General features: G+C 72.7%; 14 protein-coding genes. 11 read left to right on the top strand and 3 right to left on the bottom strand.

Features of this window, described 5'->3' with window-relative positions; all coding sequences use genetic code 11:
- The first annotated feature begins 198 nt into the window (after positions 1-198).
- The 6 genes from IEY20_RS13255 to IEY20_RS13230 all read left to right on the top strand — a co-directional run bounded on the left by IEY20_RS13255 (position 199) and on the right by IEY20_RS13230 (position 8,956).
- Positions 199-1,056, top strand: a complete 858-nt coding sequence (locus IEY20_RS13255) for a sulfurtransferase (protein ID WP_175328045.1) — start codon at positions 199-201, stop codon at positions 1,054-1,056.
- A gap of 88 nt (positions 1,057-1,144) precedes the next feature.
- Positions 1,145-2,200, top strand: coding sequence for an NAD-dependent epimerase/dehydratase family protein (locus tag IEY20_RS13250; protein WP_175328044.1), 1,056 nt, complete (start codon positions 1,145-1,147; stop codon positions 2,198-2,200).
- A 4-nt stretch (positions 2,201-2,204) separates the two neighbouring features.
- Complete coding sequence (locus IEY20_RS13245) at positions 2,205-2,777, top strand: ATPase (RefSeq protein WP_188889208.1); 573 nt, start codon at positions 2,205-2,207, stop codon at positions 2,775-2,777.
- A gap of 38 nt (positions 2,778-2,815) precedes the next feature.
- A complete protein-coding gene (locus IEY20_RS13240; RefSeq protein WP_188889206.1) occupies positions 2,816-4,651 on the top strand; it encodes a thioredoxin domain-containing protein in 1,836 nt (611 codons plus the stop codon).
- Positions 4,652-4,716: 65 nt separating this feature from the next.
- A complete protein-coding gene (hrpA, locus tag IEY20_RS13235; protein ID WP_204620555.1) occupies positions 4,717-8,568 on the top strand; it encodes an ATP-dependent RNA helicase HrpA in 3,852 nt (1,283 codons plus the stop codon).
- Positions 8,569-8,587: 19 nt separating this feature from the next.
- Complete coding sequence (locus IEY20_RS13230; RefSeq protein WP_175328040.1) at positions 8,588-8,956, top strand: VOC family protein; 369 nt, start codon at positions 8,588-8,590, stop codon at positions 8,954-8,956.
- On the opposite strand, the gene IEY20_RS13225 is transcribed toward IEY20_RS13230, so the two are convergent.
- Together IEY20_RS13225 and IEY20_RS13220 are read right to left on the bottom strand one after the other, a co-directional pair.
- Entirely contained in the window at positions 8,937-9,494 is a 558-nt protein-coding gene (locus tag IEY20_RS13225; protein ID WP_175328039.1) for a GNAT family N-acetyltransferase, read from the bottom strand. The two genes, IEY20_RS13230 and IEY20_RS13225, sit on opposite strands and share 20 nt — an antisense overlap.
- Complete coding sequence (locus tag IEY20_RS13220; protein ID WP_175328038.1) at positions 9,491-10,072, bottom strand: YbaK/EbsC family protein; 582 nt, start codon at positions 10,070-10,072, stop codon at positions 9,491-9,493. The genes IEY20_RS13225 and IEY20_RS13220 overlap by 4 nt, the downstream gene beginning before the upstream one ends.
- Before the next feature lie 36 nt (positions 10,073-10,108).
- Between IEY20_RS13220 and IEY20_RS13215 the strand changes: the two genes are divergently transcribed.
- The gene (locus IEY20_RS13215) at positions 10,109-10,765 is read left to right on the top strand and encodes a CatA-like O-acetyltransferase (RefSeq protein ID WP_022904782.1); all 657 of its coding nucleotides are present in this window, start codon (positions 10,109-10,111) and stop codon (positions 10,763-10,765) included.
- 452 nt (positions 10,766-11,217) lie between these two features.
- Here IEY20_RS13215 and IEY20_RS13210 read toward each other — a convergent pair whose 3' ends face one another.
- On the bottom strand, positions 11,218-11,889 hold the full coding sequence (locus IEY20_RS13210) for a DUF2461 domain-containing protein (RefSeq protein WP_175328037.1): 672 nt from the start codon (positions 11,887-11,889) through the stop codon (positions 11,218-11,220).
- A gap of 97 nt (positions 11,890-11,986) precedes the next feature.
- Here IEY20_RS13210 and IEY20_RS13205 point away from each other — a divergent pair, with 97 nt between their 5' ends.
- The 4 genes from IEY20_RS13205 to IEY20_RS13190 all read left to right on the top strand — a co-directional run bounded on the left by IEY20_RS13205 (position 11,987) and on the right by IEY20_RS13190 (position 14,852).
- The gene (locus tag IEY20_RS13205; protein ID WP_022904780.1) at positions 11,987-12,478 is read left to right on the top strand and encodes a nucleoside deaminase; all 492 of its coding nucleotides are present in this window, start codon (positions 11,987-11,989) and stop codon (positions 12,476-12,478) included.
- Between the two features lie 85 nt (positions 12,479-12,563).
- Positions 12,564-13,301, top strand: coding sequence for a class I SAM-dependent methyltransferase (locus IEY20_RS13200; RefSeq protein ID WP_175328036.1), 738 nt, complete (start codon positions 12,564-12,566; stop codon positions 13,299-13,301).
- Positions 13,302-13,331: 30 nt separating this feature from the next.
- Positions 13,332-14,339, top strand: a complete 1,008-nt coding sequence (locus tag IEY20_RS13195; protein ID WP_175328035.1) for a LacI family DNA-binding transcriptional regulator — start codon at positions 13,332-13,334, stop codon at positions 14,337-14,339.
- Positions 14,340-14,465: 126 nt separating this feature from the next.
- Positions 14,466-14,852 carry a VOC family protein gene (locus tag IEY20_RS13190; RefSeq protein WP_229728055.1) on the top strand — a complete coding sequence of 129 codons (387 nt, stop codon included), beginning with the start codon at positions 14,466-14,468 and terminating at the stop codon, positions 14,850-14,852.
- Positions 14,853-14,873 lie beyond the last annotated feature (21 nt).

Raw genomic sequence — 14,873 nt, 5'->3', positions numbered from 1 at the left:
GACCGACGCCGCGGGCGTCCGGCGCGCCGCTGTCGGACGACACCACCGCCGTCGAACGACACCACCGCTGTCGAACGACGACTGCGCGGTCGTTCCGCAGCGACCTCGATCCGAATCACGCGGCACCGATGAGGCTGCGATTGCGCACTGTTGCGGTTCCCCTCGCAGGCGTCAGGGGTCGTCGTTATCGTGTGCCGCATGGCCCCCGTCCTGACCTCGCCGCTCGTGTCGACGCAGTGGCTCGCAGACCACCTCGGTGCTGACGAGCTCATCGTGCTCGACGCCTCGGTGCGTTCGACGGGGACCGGCCTCGACACCACGTGGGCTCCGGCGGCGGACGCCTACGAGCGGCGCGGACACGTCCCGGGAGCGCGGTACGCCGACCTCCTGGGTGACTTCTCCGCTCCCGACACCGCCGTCCCCTTCACCCGGCCGGACGCAGAACGCTTCGAGTCCGCGGCGCGACAGCTCGGCGTCACGAACACCGCGACGGTCGTGGTCTACGACGACGGCGTCGGGCAGTGGTCGGCCCGACTCTGGTGGATCTTCCGCTCGTTCGGCTTCGACGCGGTGGCGGTGCTCGACGGCGGCTTCACGAAGTGGCGGGACGAGGGCCGTCCGGTCCGCATCGGCTCGCTCGCGACCGCCGCTGCCGCGGAACGGGATGCGTTCCTCGCAGCAGAGGAGCGCCCGCTCTGGGTCGACCACGATCGCGTCCTCCGCGCCGCGACGGGGACGGAGCCGGCAGCGCTGGTCCTCGCTGCCGACGAGTCCGCCCTCGGCGCCGGTCACGCTCCGGTGATCCCCGGCTCCACGGCGATCCCGGTCGGTTCCCTCGTCGACCCCGACACGAACGCCTACCGGAAGGGTCCTGCGCTCGCGGCGGCGTTCGCCGAGGTCATCGACGCCGAGGAGATCGTCACCTACTGCGGCGTCGGGACGGCAGCGTGCGTCGACGCCCTCGCGCTCACCGTCCTCGGGCACGACCGCGTGCAGGTGTACGACGGATCGCTGCTCGACTGGTGGCGCCGCGAGCCGGAGGCCGTCGCGTCCTGACGGCGCCCAGCGCGGGAACGCCGCGCCGCACGCGGGCTGCGCGACGGGCGAGACCGACGAGACGGACCGGCCGCACTACCGTTGCACCATGAGCACCAGACGAGCGGTCGTCCTCGGCGGCACCGGCGGTATCGGCTCCGCCGTGGCGCAGTACCTGCTCGACTCCCCCGACGACTGGCAGGTCGAGGTCGTCTCCCGCCGCGGCGGCCCCGTCGCCGACGCCCTCGTGGCCGACGGCGCCACCTCGACGCTCGGCGACCGACGGGACACCGCGCTGCTCCGGGCGCTCCTCCGCCCCGGCGCCGACCTCGTCGTGGACACTGTGGGACGCACCCGGGACGACGCCCTCCAGCTGCGGCCGTTCCTCGACGACGCGGGTTCGACGGTGTTCATCTCGTCGAAGGCCGTCTACGTCGACGACCAGGGTCGACACGGCAACTCGGTGGAGCGTCCGGTGTTCGCGGGTCCGGTGTCGGAACTGCAGCCGACGGTCGTGCCGAACGACGCCGACCCGACCAGCCGTGACGGCTACGGCGCAGCGAAGGTCGCCGCCGAGCAGGTGCTCCTCGACCACGGTGCACCGGTCACCGTGCTGCGGCCCTCGAAGGTGCACGGCCCGCACATCGGGCGGCCGCGGGAGTGGTTCGTCGTCCGTCGAGCGCTCGACGGTCGGGAGCGGATCCTGCTCGCCGACCACGGCCGCGGCGTCGACCACACGACGGCGGCGAACGGCATCGCCAGCCTGGTCGGGCTCGTCGCCGAGCAGCCCGACCGGCGGATCCTCAACGTGGCGGACGACACCGCTCCGAGCGTGCTCGAGATCGTCCGGACGGTCGCCGGACACCTCGACCACGCGTTCGACGAGGTCCTCCTCGACGAGGACGCGCCGGCGTTCGTCGGCGTGACGCCCTGGTCGTCGGCGACGCCGTTCGTCCTCGACACGTCGGCCGCGCGGGCGCTCGGGTGGCAGCCGCCCGCGTTCGGGTCGGCGGTGGTGCCCGAGTTGGACTGGTTGGTCGACACGGCGCACCGGGTCCCGGCCGGGGGCGACGTGCCCTGGGCCGACGACCCGTTCTGGGAGCGGATGTTCGACTACGGCCCGGAGGACGCGGCGCTCGCGCTCCTCATGCTCGGCCGGGGCTGACCACGTGACACGGTCCGAGGTCCTCTTCGTCGGCGGCCGATCCGGGGTCGGGAAGTCCACGGCCGCGGAGGCCCTGCACGACCTCCTCGTCGCCGGCGACGTCCGTCACGTCGTGATCGAGGGGGACGCCCTGGATCTCGCGCACCCGGCGCCCCACGTCGAGCACCCCGAGGCGCACCTCGCGGAGCGCAACCTCGCGACCATGTGGAGCCGGTACCGGGAGCTCGGACACCACCGGCTCATCTTCACGAACACGGTCGCGGTCCTCGAGCAAAACGCACTCGCACGGGCGATGGGCGACGATCCGGTCGTGACCGCCGTGCTCCTCCGAGCGGGCGACGAAGCCACAGCGGGCCGCCTGCGTCGACGGTCAGGGGGTCGCCTCCCCGAAGCGCAGATGGCGCACAGCGCCAGGACGGCCGGGAGGCTCGACACGGCCGCCCGGGACGACGTCACCCGGGTGGACACCGACGACCTGACCCCGGAGGACGTCGCGCGCCGGCTCGCGGTGCTCACGGGTTGGCTCCTCCCCCAGCAGGGTGTGGACGACGCTGATCCGTCCACAGCCGACGGCTGAAGCTGTGCTGCACAGGCCGGGCGGGGCAGGCTGGCCCCATGAGCGACAACCGCCTCGACTCCGCAGTCAGCCCCTACCTGCGCCAGCACGCCGACAACCCGGTCGACTGGCGTGAGTGGGGCCCCGAGGCCTTCGCGGAGGCACGCGAGCGAGACGTGCCGGTCCTCGTGTCGATCGGATACGCCACTTGCCACTGGTGCCACGTCATGGCGCGGGAGAGCTTCTCCGACCCGGCGGTGGCCGAGCTCCTGCGGCAGGACTTCGTCGCCGTGAAGGTCGACCGGGAGGAACGCCCCGACGTCGACGCCAGCATGATGGCCGCGGCGAGCGCCTTCACCGGGCAGCTCGGCTGGCCGCTGACCGTCTTCACCACGCCGGACGCGCACGTGTTCTCCGCTGGGACCTACTTCCCGCCGGAGCCCGTGCAGCAGGTCCCGTCGTTCCGCCAGGTGGTCGGCGCCGTGCTCGACGCGTGGCGTGACCGGCGGGACGAGGTCGACGCGAACTCGTCCGCCATCGCGACGGCGATCCGGCAGGGGGCCGAGGCCGACGCGACCGCTTCCGGAGGTGCCGGGTCGGACGGAGACGAGCCGGGCCTCCCGTCCGTCGATGCGGTCCGGGGTGTCCTCGACCAGCTGCTCCAGGCGGAGGACACCACGTACGGCGGTTTCGGAGGTGCCCCGAAGTTCCCGAGTGCCCCGCTCCTGGAACTGCTCGGCGACCTCGCTGCCGACGGTGCGGAGGGGGCCGGCGGCCTCCTCGAGCGCACGCTCGCCGTGATCGGCCGGTCGGAGCTCACCGACGAGGACGGCGGCGTCTTCCGCTACGCGACGCGGCGCGACTGGAGCGTGCCGCACTACGAACGGATGCTCTACGACAACGCCGGACTGCTGGCCGTGGCCGGTGCCGAGCAGGCCCGGGGCATCGCGTCCTTCCTCCGCGACACGCTCCGCCGACCCGACGGCGCGTTCGTGGCGGCACAGGACAGCGAGTCCACGATCGACGGGCGTCGGGTCGAGGGCGAGTGGTACCGACGGCCCGTCGCCGAGCGCGCGACGCTCGACCCGCCGCCGCTCGACGACCAGGTGCTCACGGGGTGGAACGGGCTCGCGGTCAGGGGCCTGGCGATCGCCGGCGCCCGGCACGACGACGACGCGATGATCGCCCTGGCCCGGGGAGCAGCCGACGCGGTCCTCGACGTCCACGTGCGGGACGGTCACGTCGCCGTCCGGTCGAGCTCGTCGCGCGGGGTCTCGACCGCTCCGCCGACGGTGGAGGACGTCGGGCTCCTCGCCGAGGGGCTCCTCGAGCTGGCGCTCGTCACCGGCGAGGTGTCGTACGCGTCCGTCGCGCGCGGCCTCGTCGACGACGGCCTGGCCGGGCGGTTCGCGGTGGACCCGGTCCTCGACGCCGCCGGGACCGCGACCGGTGAGCAGCCGCAGACCGCCCTCCGTTCGGGCACGGTGGGCCTGGCGTCCGCCGCGGCGACGCTCGCCGCGCTGACCGGGGAGCACTCGTACCGCGCCGCGGCGGAGCGGCTCGTGGCGGACCGAGCAGCCTCCGGCACCGAACGACCCCTGGGGTACGCGGACGCCCTCGGGCTCGCGCTGTCGCTCGGCCGGGCGTCGCGGGAGGTCGTGGTGGTCGCCTCCGACGGTGCCCACCCGATGCGGCAGACCGCTCGCGCGGCCCGGCTGCCCGGTACCGTCACCGCCACGGTCACGCCCGCGCAGGCCGAGGCGTGGGCTGCGGCCGGCTTCGCGCTGTTCGCGTCGCGGAGCGGGCTCGACCCGGCCGCGTACGTCTGCCACGACCGCGTGTGCGCGCTGCCCGCACGCACGGCCGACGACCTCGTCGGCCAGCTCGGCCGGTGAGCACCGTGTCCGGCGGAGGCGGCGGGTCCCTCGAGAGCGCACCGGCCAGGTATCCTGGAATGCTCATGTCCGACATGCCCGTCATCACGTACCCGCCCGAGCTGCCCGTCTCGCAGCGGCGGGACGACATCGCTGCTGCGATCCGCGATCACCAGGTCGTGATCGTCGCCGGTGCCACGGGTTCCGGCAAGACGACGCAGCTGCCGAAGATCTGCCTCGAGCTCGGACGCGGGTCGATCGGGCACACGCAGCCCCGGCGCATCGCCGCCCGCACGATCGCTGAGCGGGTGTCCGAAGAGCTCGGCGGTGAGCTCGGCGACCTCGTCGGGTACCAGGTCCGCTTCACGGACAAGGTGTCGGCGAACACGAAGATCAAGCTGATGACGGACGGGATCCTCCTCAACGAGATCCACTTCGACCGTGACCTGAAGCGCTACGACACGATCATCATCGACGAGGCGCACGAACGCTCGCTGACGATCGACTTCCTGCTCGGCTACCTCAAGCGACTGCTGCCGCGTCGCCCGGACCTCAAGGTCATCATCACCAGCGCGACGATCGACCCCGAGTCGTTCTCGCAGCACTTCGGCGGCGCCCCGATCATCGAGGTGTCCGGTCGCACCTACCCGGTCGAGGTGCGCTACCGACCGCTCGTGGCGGAGGACACCGACGACCGCGACGGTCGCGACGACGACGAGGACGACCCGCGGACCGACGACCACGGCTCCGGCGGTTCCCCCGACGACCGCGACGTCCTCCAGGGCATCACCGATGCGCTCGACGAACTCGCGCGCGAAGACCCGGGCGACGTGCTCGTGTTCCTCTCCGGCGAGAACGAGATCCGCGACGCGCAGGAGGCCATCGAGGGCAAGCGCTACCCGGGCACCGAGGTCCTCCCCCTCTACGGCCGACTGTCCGCCGCCGACCAGCACCGGGTGTTCGAGCGACGCAGCACGCCGGGCGTCCGACGCCGCGTGGTGCTCGCCACGAACGTCGCCGAGACCTCCCTGACCGTGCCCGGCATCAAGTACGTCGTCGACACGGGGACCGCCCGCATCTCGCGCTACTCCCCGCGTGCGAAGGTCCAGCGCCTCCCGATCGAGGCGATCAGCCAGGCCAGCGCCAACCAGCGCTCCGGTCGTGCCGGCCGCACGAGCGCGGGCATCGCGATCCGCCTGTACTCCGAGGACGACTTCGATCGGCGGCCGGAGTTCACCGACCCCGAGATCCTCCGCACGAACCTCGCCGCGGTGATCCTGCAGATGATCTCGCTCGGCTTCGGCGACATCGAGCGGTTCCCGTTCCTCCAGCCGCCGGACTCACGGGGCGTGAAGGACGGCCTCGACCTGCTCCGTGAGCTGCGCGCGGTGGACGGGGACGGCCGCATCACGAAGACCGGCCGCCAGCTGACCCGGCTGCCGATCGACCCGCGCCTCGGTCGGATGGTGCTCGAGGCCGGCCGGCAGGGCGTCGGCCGCGAGGTCATCGCCGTCGTCAGTGCCCTCAGCATCCAGGACCCGCGCGAACGTCCGCTCGAGAAGCGTGCCCACGCCGACCAGCTGCACGCCCGCTTCGCCGACCCGACGAGCGACTTCCTCACGCTGCTGAACCTCTGGAACCACATCGAGGACAAGCAGGACGAGCTGTCGTCCAGCGCGTTCCGCCGACTCTGCAAGGCCGAGTTCCTGAACCACCTCCGCATCCGCGAGTGGCAGGACCTGTACCGGCAGCTCGTCCGCGCCGCGAAGCAGGTCGACGTGCGCGTGGCCCAGTCACGCAGTGAGGACGGCGACGCGGTGCACCGGTCCCTCCTCGCCGGACTCCTCAGCCAGATCGGTCTCCGCGACCGCGAGAAGCGCGACTACCTCGGCTCCCGCAACGTCCGGTTCGTGGTGTTCCCGGGCAGCGTCCTCGCCAAGAAGCAGCCCGACGCCGTGATGGCCGCCGAACTCGTCGAGACGAGCCGGCTCTTCGCCCGCACGGTCGGGAAGATCGACCCCGCCTGGGTGGAGCCGCTCGCCGGCGACCTCCTGAAGCGCACCTACGGTGAGCCGCACTGGGAGAAGAAGCAGGGCGCGGTGGTCGCGTACGAGCGCGTGACCCTCTTCGGCGTCCCCGTCGTGCAGCGTCGCCGCGTCCAGTACAAGCGGGTCGACCCCGAGCACTCCCGCGAACTCTTCATCCGGCACGCCCTCGTCGAGGGAGAGTGGGACTCGCAGCAGGCGTTCGACCGCGAGAACCGGCGACTCCGGAAGGAACTCGAGCAGCTCGAGGAGCGCACACGCCGGCGCGACATCCTCTTCGACGACGAGAAGATCGTCGACTTCTACGACGCCCGCATCCCCGCGGACGTCGCGACCACGCGCGACTTCGAGGGGTGGTGGCGGCAGGCGAGGCGCGACCAACCGGACCTGCTCACGATGCGCAGGTCGGACCTCCTGGCCGAGGACGCGGCGGAAGCCGCGCAGGACCAGCAGGAGTACCCGACCCAGTGGCGGTCGGGTGACCAGCGTCTCGCGATCAAGTACCGGTTCGAGCCGGGCGCACAGGACGACGGCGTCAGCGTGCAGGTGCCGCTCGCGCTGCTCCCGCGCATGCGCGAGGAGGGCTTCGACTGGCAGGTCCGTGGCCTCCGCAAGGAGCTCGTGACCGCGCTCATCAAGTCGCTGCCGAAGCAGATCCGCAAGAACATCGTGCCCGCTGCCGACTGGGCCGAGAAGATCGTCGCCGAGCTGCCCGACGACGCACCGACGGAGCCGACCGAGTCGTTCCGCTCGACCCTCGCGAAGACGATCCAGCGCATGACCTACGTGCCGGTGTCCGAGTCGGACTTCGACCTGGGCCGCGTCCCGCAGCACCTCCTGCCCACGTGGGCGGTCGTCGACGAGCGCGGTCGGCGGGTCGAGTCGGGCAAGGACCTCGCTGCGCTGCAGACGAAGCTCAAGGACCGGACCCAGCAGAGTGTCGCCTCCGCCACGGCGAAGGCGAACCGGCCGGGAGGCCCGTTCCGCGTCGCGCAGGCCGGTTCCGACCTCGAGCGGTCGGGTCTCACCGCCTGGCCGGGGGGCGACCTGCCCCGCGTCCTCGACACGAAGCAGTCCGGCGGTGTCATCCGCGCCTACCCCGCCCTGGTCGAGGAGGGCTCCGGTCCCAAGGCCACCGTCGCCGTGCGCCTGCTCGCCACCGAACGCGACCGCGCGGTCGAGATGCCCGCCGGCGTCCGACGGCTCGTGATGCTCGCGGTGCCCTCCCCCGTGTCGTACATCCAGCAGCACCTGACCGCGCAGGAGAAGCTCGCGCTCGCCGCCTCGCCCTACCCGTCGACCCAGGCGCTGTTCGACGACGTCCTCGCTGCGGTCGTCGACGCCGGCATCCGGCAGCCGCACCCCGACGGCCTCGTGTTCGAGCAGGCGGCGTTCGAGCAGGTCCGCGACCGCGTCTCCGCGACCGTCGTCGACACGATGTTCACCGCGGTGTCCGAGGTCGCCGCGGTCCTCACCGCACACCGGAACGCCGAGCGGGCGATCAAGCAGGCGAACGCGATGACGCTCCTGGGCGCGCTGACGGACATGCGGCAGCAGCTCGAACGGCTCGTGTTCCCCGGGTTCGTCGCGGTCGCAGGCCTCGATCGGCTCCGACGGATCCGCGTGTACCTGCAGGGCATCGAGGCCCGGGTGCAGAAGCTCCTGCAGAACCCGGGGCGCGATGCCGCATGGATGCGCGAGGTCACCGTCGCCACGGACCGGTACACGGACGCCGGCGGCACGTTCCCACCGGCGGTCGGTGCCCACCCCGAGCTCGTGCACGCCCGATGGATGCTCGAGGAGTTCCGGCTGAGTCTCTTCGCGCAGGAGCTCGGGACCGCTGAGACGGTGTCGCTGCAGCGGATCACGAAGACGCTGGCCGCCGCGCGCTGACCGGGCTAGCGTGGCCGCCATGATCGGCACCCTCGACGTCGTCGTCCTCGATTGCCCCGACCCCCGTGCCCTGGCGCGCTTCTACGTCGGGCTCCTCGGCGGCGAGATCGTCGCCTTCGACGAGGACTGGGCGGAGATCGCCCTCCCGTTCACCGACCACCGGCCGATCCTCGCGTTCCAGCAGGTGGCGGACTACCGCGCTCCGGAGTGGCCCGGGCAGGACGTCCCGCAGCAGAGCCACCTCGACGTGAAGGTCGACGACCTCGACGAGGGCGAGGCGGCCGTCCTGGCGATCGGCGCGACGGCGACCGGTTCGGGGACGGACACCTTCCGGGTGTACCTCGACCCGGCAGGGCACCCCTTCTGCCTCATCCGCCCGAACGACTGACCGGGTCGGTCGCCAGCCGGGCGTAGACGCAGAGGTCGTGGCGGACGCCGTCGATCGGGTACGCCTCTCGCAGGGTGCCCTCGAGGGTGAACCCGGGCCGTTCGGCAACAGCGCGGCTCGGCTGGTTGTCCGCAGCGGTCCGGATCTCGACACGGTGGACCCCGTCCGCGAACAGCTCCGCGACCAGCGCCCGGACGGCCCGGGTCATCACTCCGCGACCTCCCGCGCTCGACGCCAGCCAGTAGCCGACCTCGGCCTTCGTCGACGCGGGCGGGCACCGGGCGGCGAGCGCACCGACGACCGCCCCGTCGAGCACGATCGCCGTCGGGACACCGGAACCCTCGGCCCAGCCGGTGAGGCCCGGGGTGAGGTACGCACGGACGTCGTCGACCGTGAGGCCCGGTCGAGCAAGCTCCTCCCACGGCCGCAGGTGGTCGAGGTCGTCCAGCACGAGGTCGCGGTAGGTCTCGGCCACGGAGTCGTCGGCGAGGACGAGCGTCACGTGCTCGTCGACGACGATCGGCAGCCGGACGGTCACGCTCCGGACTCCGACGGCGCCGTCGGTTCGGTGGCCGCCGTCGGCTCGGTGGCCAGACCGTCGACGACCTGGACGTGCGGCAGCCCCGCGAGGACGGCGCCGGGCAGGAACAGCTTCGCGCCACGGACTCCGGCGCCGATGACGACCTCGGGAGCATTCTGCACGCGGGAGTCCACGAAGACCGGCCACGACGACGGGAGACCGATCGGGGTGATGCCGCCGTACTCCATCCCGGTCAGTTCGACGGCCTGGTCCATCGGGGCGAAGCTCGCCTTGCGGACGTCGAGGAGCTTCTTGACGACGCGGTTCACGTCGAGCCGGGTGTGCGCGAGCACGATGCACGCGGCGTAGCGGACGTCGTCCCCGCGCTTGCCCGCGACGACGATGCAGTTCGCGCCGCCTTCGACCGGGAAGCCGTAGGCCTCCGAGAACGCTGCCGTGTCCGCGAGGTCCGGGTCGATCGGGGCTGCTTCGATCCGCCCGAGGACGTCGGCGGGCAGCGCCACGAGGGCCTCGGCGACCGGGATCGCCAGCTGGCTGGAGGCGACGAGGGCCGGGACGCGCTGCAGTGTCGGCATGGCTCCACCCTAGGGACCGGGGCCAGACTGGCACCCATGACCGCGCTCCGCCCGATCGACCTCGCCACCTGGCCCCGCCGCGAGCACTTCGAGCACTACCGCGACCGGGTGCCGTGCACGTGGGAGATGACGGTCGAGCTCGACGTCACCGACTTCGCGGAGACGGTCAGGCGGACGGACCGTCGCACGTACGCCTCACAGCTGTGGGCGATCGCGTCGGTGGTGAACCGGCACGCCGAGTTCCGCATGCAGCTCCTCGAGGACGGCTCCCCCGCGGTCTGGGACGTCGTGCACCCGATGTTCACCGTGTTCCACCCGGACACCGAGACGTTCTCCGTGTTGTTCGTGCCGTACGACGACGACCCGGCACGGTTCCACGAGGCCGCCGTCACGACGATGGAGCGGTACCGGGACGACCACCGGATGTTCCCCCAGGTGGACCGTCCGGAGAACGTGTTCGACGTCTCGACGTTGCCCGGGGCGTCGTTCACCGGGTTCGCGCTGCACGTCAAGGACGGCTTCGACCACCTGCTGCCGATCTTCACGATCGGCCGGTACCGGTACGTCGAGGGGCGGACCGTGATGCCGATCGCGGTGCAGGTCAACCACGCGGCCGTGGACGGGTTCCACGGGTCGCGGCTGTTCACCGAGCTCCAGACGACCTTCGCCGAGGCCGGCTGGCTCCGCGGCTGAGGGCCGAGCAGCAGCACCGGCGCACGGGAGCACGGGTGCAGGCCGACGTGCCACGGGCCTCCCGTCCGGACGTCGCGCCGACCGGCCGTTGCCCGGCGCGCCGACGTGCCGACGCGCCGACGGGCCGATGTGCCGCCGGTCGCGAAACCCCGACGCAGCGCATCGTCCGGTCACGAGACGTCGCTCCACGTCGCCGCGCGCGACAGTACGTGACCGGCCCCGGACGACAGCACGGTGAGTCGTGACCGCCGCCGCATCACCGAGACACGAACTGCATCCACGAGACGTCGCTCCACGTCGCCGCGCGCGACAGTACGTGACCGGCCCCGGACAACCGCGCGGGGAGTCGTGACCGGCCCCGCATCACCGAGACACGATCCTCGCCAGCGCAGCCGCACCGACCGACCCGCATCACCGAGACGCGGACCGCACCAGCGAGCAGCAGCCGCCGCTCAGGCCCGCTCGTCGATCGACCGCGCTCCCGGCACGGGCGGCGCCGGGTCGTCGGCGGCCTCGGCGTCGTCCGCCCGAGCCCACTTCACCGTCCACCGCACCAGCGGCTGCACCCGCTCCCAGGCGTCGACGATGTCCGAGAGCGGACTCGTGAGGGGCAGGTGCGTGAGCGCGGCGTAGTGCTGCATCCGGAGCAGGTCGATGCGCGGGTGGTCGGCGTCGTAGCCGCGCGGGGCGGTCTTGAGCGGCGGACCGGCGAGCTCGAACCCGGCGTCGACGAGGTCGTCGAGCAGCCGCTGCAGCGCGGCGGCGGCCTGCGGGTGCTCGTCGATCGCGGTGCGCGCGGCGGTGAGCTGGGCACGGGAGGGCGTGTAGAGCCCGCCGCCGGCCTGGATCCCGTCCGCACCGGCGCTGAGGTAGACGCCGCCCGCGGTGAGGCCGGTGTCCTCCCGGTAGGGCCGCTTGTCCGGGGTGAACCGGAGATCCCGGTGTTGCCGGAGCACGCGTCCGGAACCGTAGCGCTGTTCGGCTTCCTCGAGCAGGGACTCCATCGGCGCCTCGACGTGGCGCTCCCACTCCTCGCGGTGGTCCTCGAACCAGGACTTCTCGTTGTGCTCGGCGAGTCCGCGGAAGAACGTGGCGAGCGCTGGGGTGAAGGGCCGGTCGGTCATGCCGGCCAGTGAACCGCCGCCGGCTGCGACCAGGCCCGACGCGACGGGGTACGCGGCCGCCCACCGCCCGGGCAGCCGTTCGGAGGACCGTTGACCGATGCACCATGACGAATCCACGCCACCGACCGACTTCACCGCCCTGGCGGTCTCCCGCGCCCTCGACAACGTCGCCGACGGCGGCAAGCCCTTCGCCTGTCTCATCGTCCGTGACGGCGAGGTCGTCGTCGAGGCCGTGAACCACGTCGCCCAGACCGGCGACCCCACCGCCCACGCCGAGATCCGTGCGATCCGAGCGGCTGCCGAGCAGGGCATCACCGACCTCGGCGGGTACGAGGTCGTCGTCACCGCGTACCCGTGCCCGATGTGTCTCGGCGCCCTCTACTACGCACAGCCCGACCGCGTGGTCTACGCGGCCTCGCGGGAGCAGGAGGGCGAACACTACGAGGACGGCAACCGCCTGATGACCCTCGCGACCTTCTACGACGAGTACGCCAAGCCCGTCGAGGAGCGCGCGCTGCGCGCCGAGCAGGGCAGCGTCGAGGACCCGACCGCGCCGTTCCGCGCATGGAGCGCCCGGCACGCGGACTGACGCTCCGGACACGACCGTGTGACGGTCTGGAGGCTCGGGGCGGGCTCGCACCGTGCCTCCCGTCCGGCGGTGCCAAGTTGGGTCCATGACCTCCGAGCAGCACGCGCGCTCCTTCGGCAGCGCGGTCGACGCCTACGAGCACGGGCGGCCGGGGTACCCGGCCGCAGTGGCCGACTGGCTGGTCCCGACGGGTGCGGAGCGACTCGTCGACGTGGGTGCGGGCACCGGCAAGTTCACCCGCACGCTGCTCGGACGCGGCGCCGAGGTGGTCGCCGTCGAGCCGGACCCGGCGATGCGGGCGCGTCTGGCCGCGCTGCTGCCCGACGTCCGCGCGGTGGACGGCACGGGCGAGGCGATGCCCCTGCCGGACCGCACGGCGGACGCGGTGACCTTCGCGCAGTCGTGGCACTGGGTCGACCCGGAGGGCGGTGTCGCGGAGGCGACACGGGTCCTCCGTCCCGGTGGCGTGCTCGGACTGGTCTGGAACGTGCGGGACGAGTCCTCGGACTGGGCGCAGCGGCTCGGGGACGTCATCACCCGGCCCGAGGCCCAGCGGATGGCGTACGACGACGAGTCGGCCGTCGGAGGCCCGTTCCGCACCCGGGAGCACCGCGTGTTCGAGTGGGTGCACCAACAGGACCGGTCGGCGTTCCTCGACATGGTCCTGTCGCGCAGCTACGTCATCGTGTTGCCGGACGCCGAACGGGCCGAGCTGCGCCGGGCCGTCGAGGAGCTGCTCGACAGCCACCCGGAGACCGCCGGCAACGAGACCGTCCGGGTGCCGTACCGCACGCACGTGCACCGGTACGGGCTCCGGGCGTAGCGAGGCCGACCCGGGCGGTACGCTCGGACGATGCGCGCGACCGTGCGGGAGGTGGCCGCCCTCGCCGGGGTGTCACCGAAGACCGTCTCCAACGTCGTCAACGGTGGGGTTCCCGTACGTCCGGCGACCCGTGCGCGCGTGGAGCAGGCGGTCGCCGAGCTCGGGTACGTCCCGAACCTCTCCGCGCGTGGGCTGCGGAACGGCCGCTCCGGCGTCATCGCCCTGACGCTGCCGGAGATGCGGAACCCCTACGCCGCCGAGCTCACCGAGTGGTTCGTCGAACTCGCGCGCGACCACGGCTGGGTGGTGCAGCTCGACCAGACCGCGAACGACCCGGAGCGCGAGCGCGACCTCGTGTCCCGGGCGCGGGCGCACCTCGTCGACGGCCTCGTCCTCAACCCGGTCACCCTGAGCGCGAGCGTGCTGGCGTCGACCGAGGGCCTCCCGCCGACCGTCGTGATCGGGGAGGTCGAGCCCGAGCACGTCGACCAGGTGCACGTGGCGAGCCGTGCCGCGGCCGAGGAGGCGACGGCGTACCTCATCGCGTCCGGACACCGGCGGATCGCGATCGTCGGTGCCGCTGCGGAGGTCCGTGCGACCGCGACGAGCGAGCTCCGGGAACGCGGGTACGGCGACGCACTCGAGGCCGCGGGGCTGCCGGTCGAAGCGGCGCTCCGCGTGCCCCTCGACGACTGGTCCACGGCGACCGCGGCCCGGACGTTCGCCGCCTGGCTGGACCGCCACGACCTGCCCGACGCGGTGTTCGCGTTCACCGACTCGATCGCGTTCGGCGTGCTGCACGTGCTCGCGGCGCGTGGTGTCCGCGTGCCGGAGGACGTCAGCGTCATGGGGTTCGACGACATCGCCGCGGCGGCGTTCGCGATCCCCGCGCTCACGACGGTGGCGTTCGACCGCAAGACCCTGGCGGGGGCGGCGCTGCGGCTGCTCGCCCGGCGGATCGACGACCGGTCGGCACCGCCGGAGACGTTCGTGGTTCCGCACGAGATCGTCGAGCGCGCGAGCGTCGACCCACGCTGACGGCCGCTGACCGGTCGCTGACCGGTCGCGGGACCGGTCGCTGACCGGTCGCGGGACCGGTCGCTGACCGGTCGCGGGACCGGTCGTTGGTCGGTCGCGGGACCTGAGCCGCGTACGCTCCGCCGCATGACGAGCGACGACGCGACGATGCCGACCTTCGTGGCCACCGTGCTGCAGTCCCCGGAACCCCTGCGGCTCGCCCGGTTCTCCGGCGCGCTCACGGGCTGGACCGTGCACGAGGACGACCCGACCTGGGCGCGGGTGCGGCCGGCGGACGGGGCCGGGCTGTCGGTGCAGTACGACCCCGAGTACGTCGCCCCGGTGTGGCCGAGCGAGGCCGGCGCGCAGAACATGCAGCTGCACCTGGACTTCCAGGTGGAGGACCTGCCCGGCGCCGTCGAGCGTGCCGTCGGCCTCGGTGTGCGCGAGGCTGCGTACCAGCCGCAGGACGACGTGCGGGTACTGCTCGACCTCGACGGACACCCGTTCTGCCTGTTCCTGCCCGGCGCCTGACGCGCCACCGTGCCGCCGCGT

The organism is Curtobacterium luteum (assembly GCF_014646995.1).
GTDB classification, from domain to species: domain Bacteria; phylum Actinomycetota; class Actinomycetes; order Actinomycetales; family Microbacteriaceae; genus Curtobacterium; species Curtobacterium luteum.
This window is presented reverse-complemented; position numbering and strand designations above follow the sequence as displayed.

Coding starts and splice junctions, on each gene's coding strand:
- IEY20_RS13255 (WP_175328045.1), top strand. CDS start 199: ATGGCCCCCGTCCTGACCTCGCCGCTCGTGTCGACGCAGTGGCTCGCA.
- IEY20_RS13250 (WP_175328044.1), top strand. CDS start 1,145: ATGAGCACCAGACGAGCGGTCGTCCTCGGCGGCACCGGCGGTATCGGC.
- IEY20_RS13240 (WP_188889206.1), top strand. CDS start 2,816: ATGAGCGACAACCGCCTCGACTCCGCAGTCAGCCCCTACCTGCGCCAG.
- hrpA (WP_204620555.1), top strand. CDS start 4,717: ATGTCCGACATGCCCGTCATCACGTACCCGCCCGAGCTGCCCGTCTCG.
- IEY20_RS13230 (WP_175328040.1), top strand. CDS start 8,588: ATGATCGGCACCCTCGACGTCGTCGTCCTCGATTGCCCCGACCCCCGT.
- IEY20_RS13220 (WP_175328038.1), bottom strand. CDS start 10,072: ATGCCGACACTGCAGCGCGTCCCGGCCCTCGTCGCCTCCAGCCAGCTG.
- IEY20_RS13215 (WP_022904782.1), top strand. CDS start 10,109: ATGACCGCGCTCCGCCCGATCGACCTCGCCACCTGGCCCCGCCGCGAG.
- IEY20_RS13210 (WP_175328037.1), bottom strand. CDS start 11,889: ATGACCGACCGGCCCTTCACCCCAGCGCTCGCCACGTTCTTCCGCGGA.
- IEY20_RS13205 (WP_022904780.1), top strand. CDS start 11,987: ATGCACCATGACGAATCCACGCCACCGACCGACTTCACCGCCCTGGCG.
- IEY20_RS13200 (WP_175328036.1), top strand. CDS start 12,564: ATGACCTCCGAGCAGCACGCGCGCTCCTTCGGCAGCGCGGTCGACGCC.
- IEY20_RS13195 (WP_175328035.1), top strand. CDS start 13,332: ATGCGCGCGACCGTGCGGGAGGTGGCCGCCCTCGCCGGGGTGTCACCG.
- IEY20_RS13190 (WP_229728055.1), top strand. CDS start 14,466: ATGACGAGCGACGACGCGACGATGCCGACCTTCGTGGCCACCGTGCTG.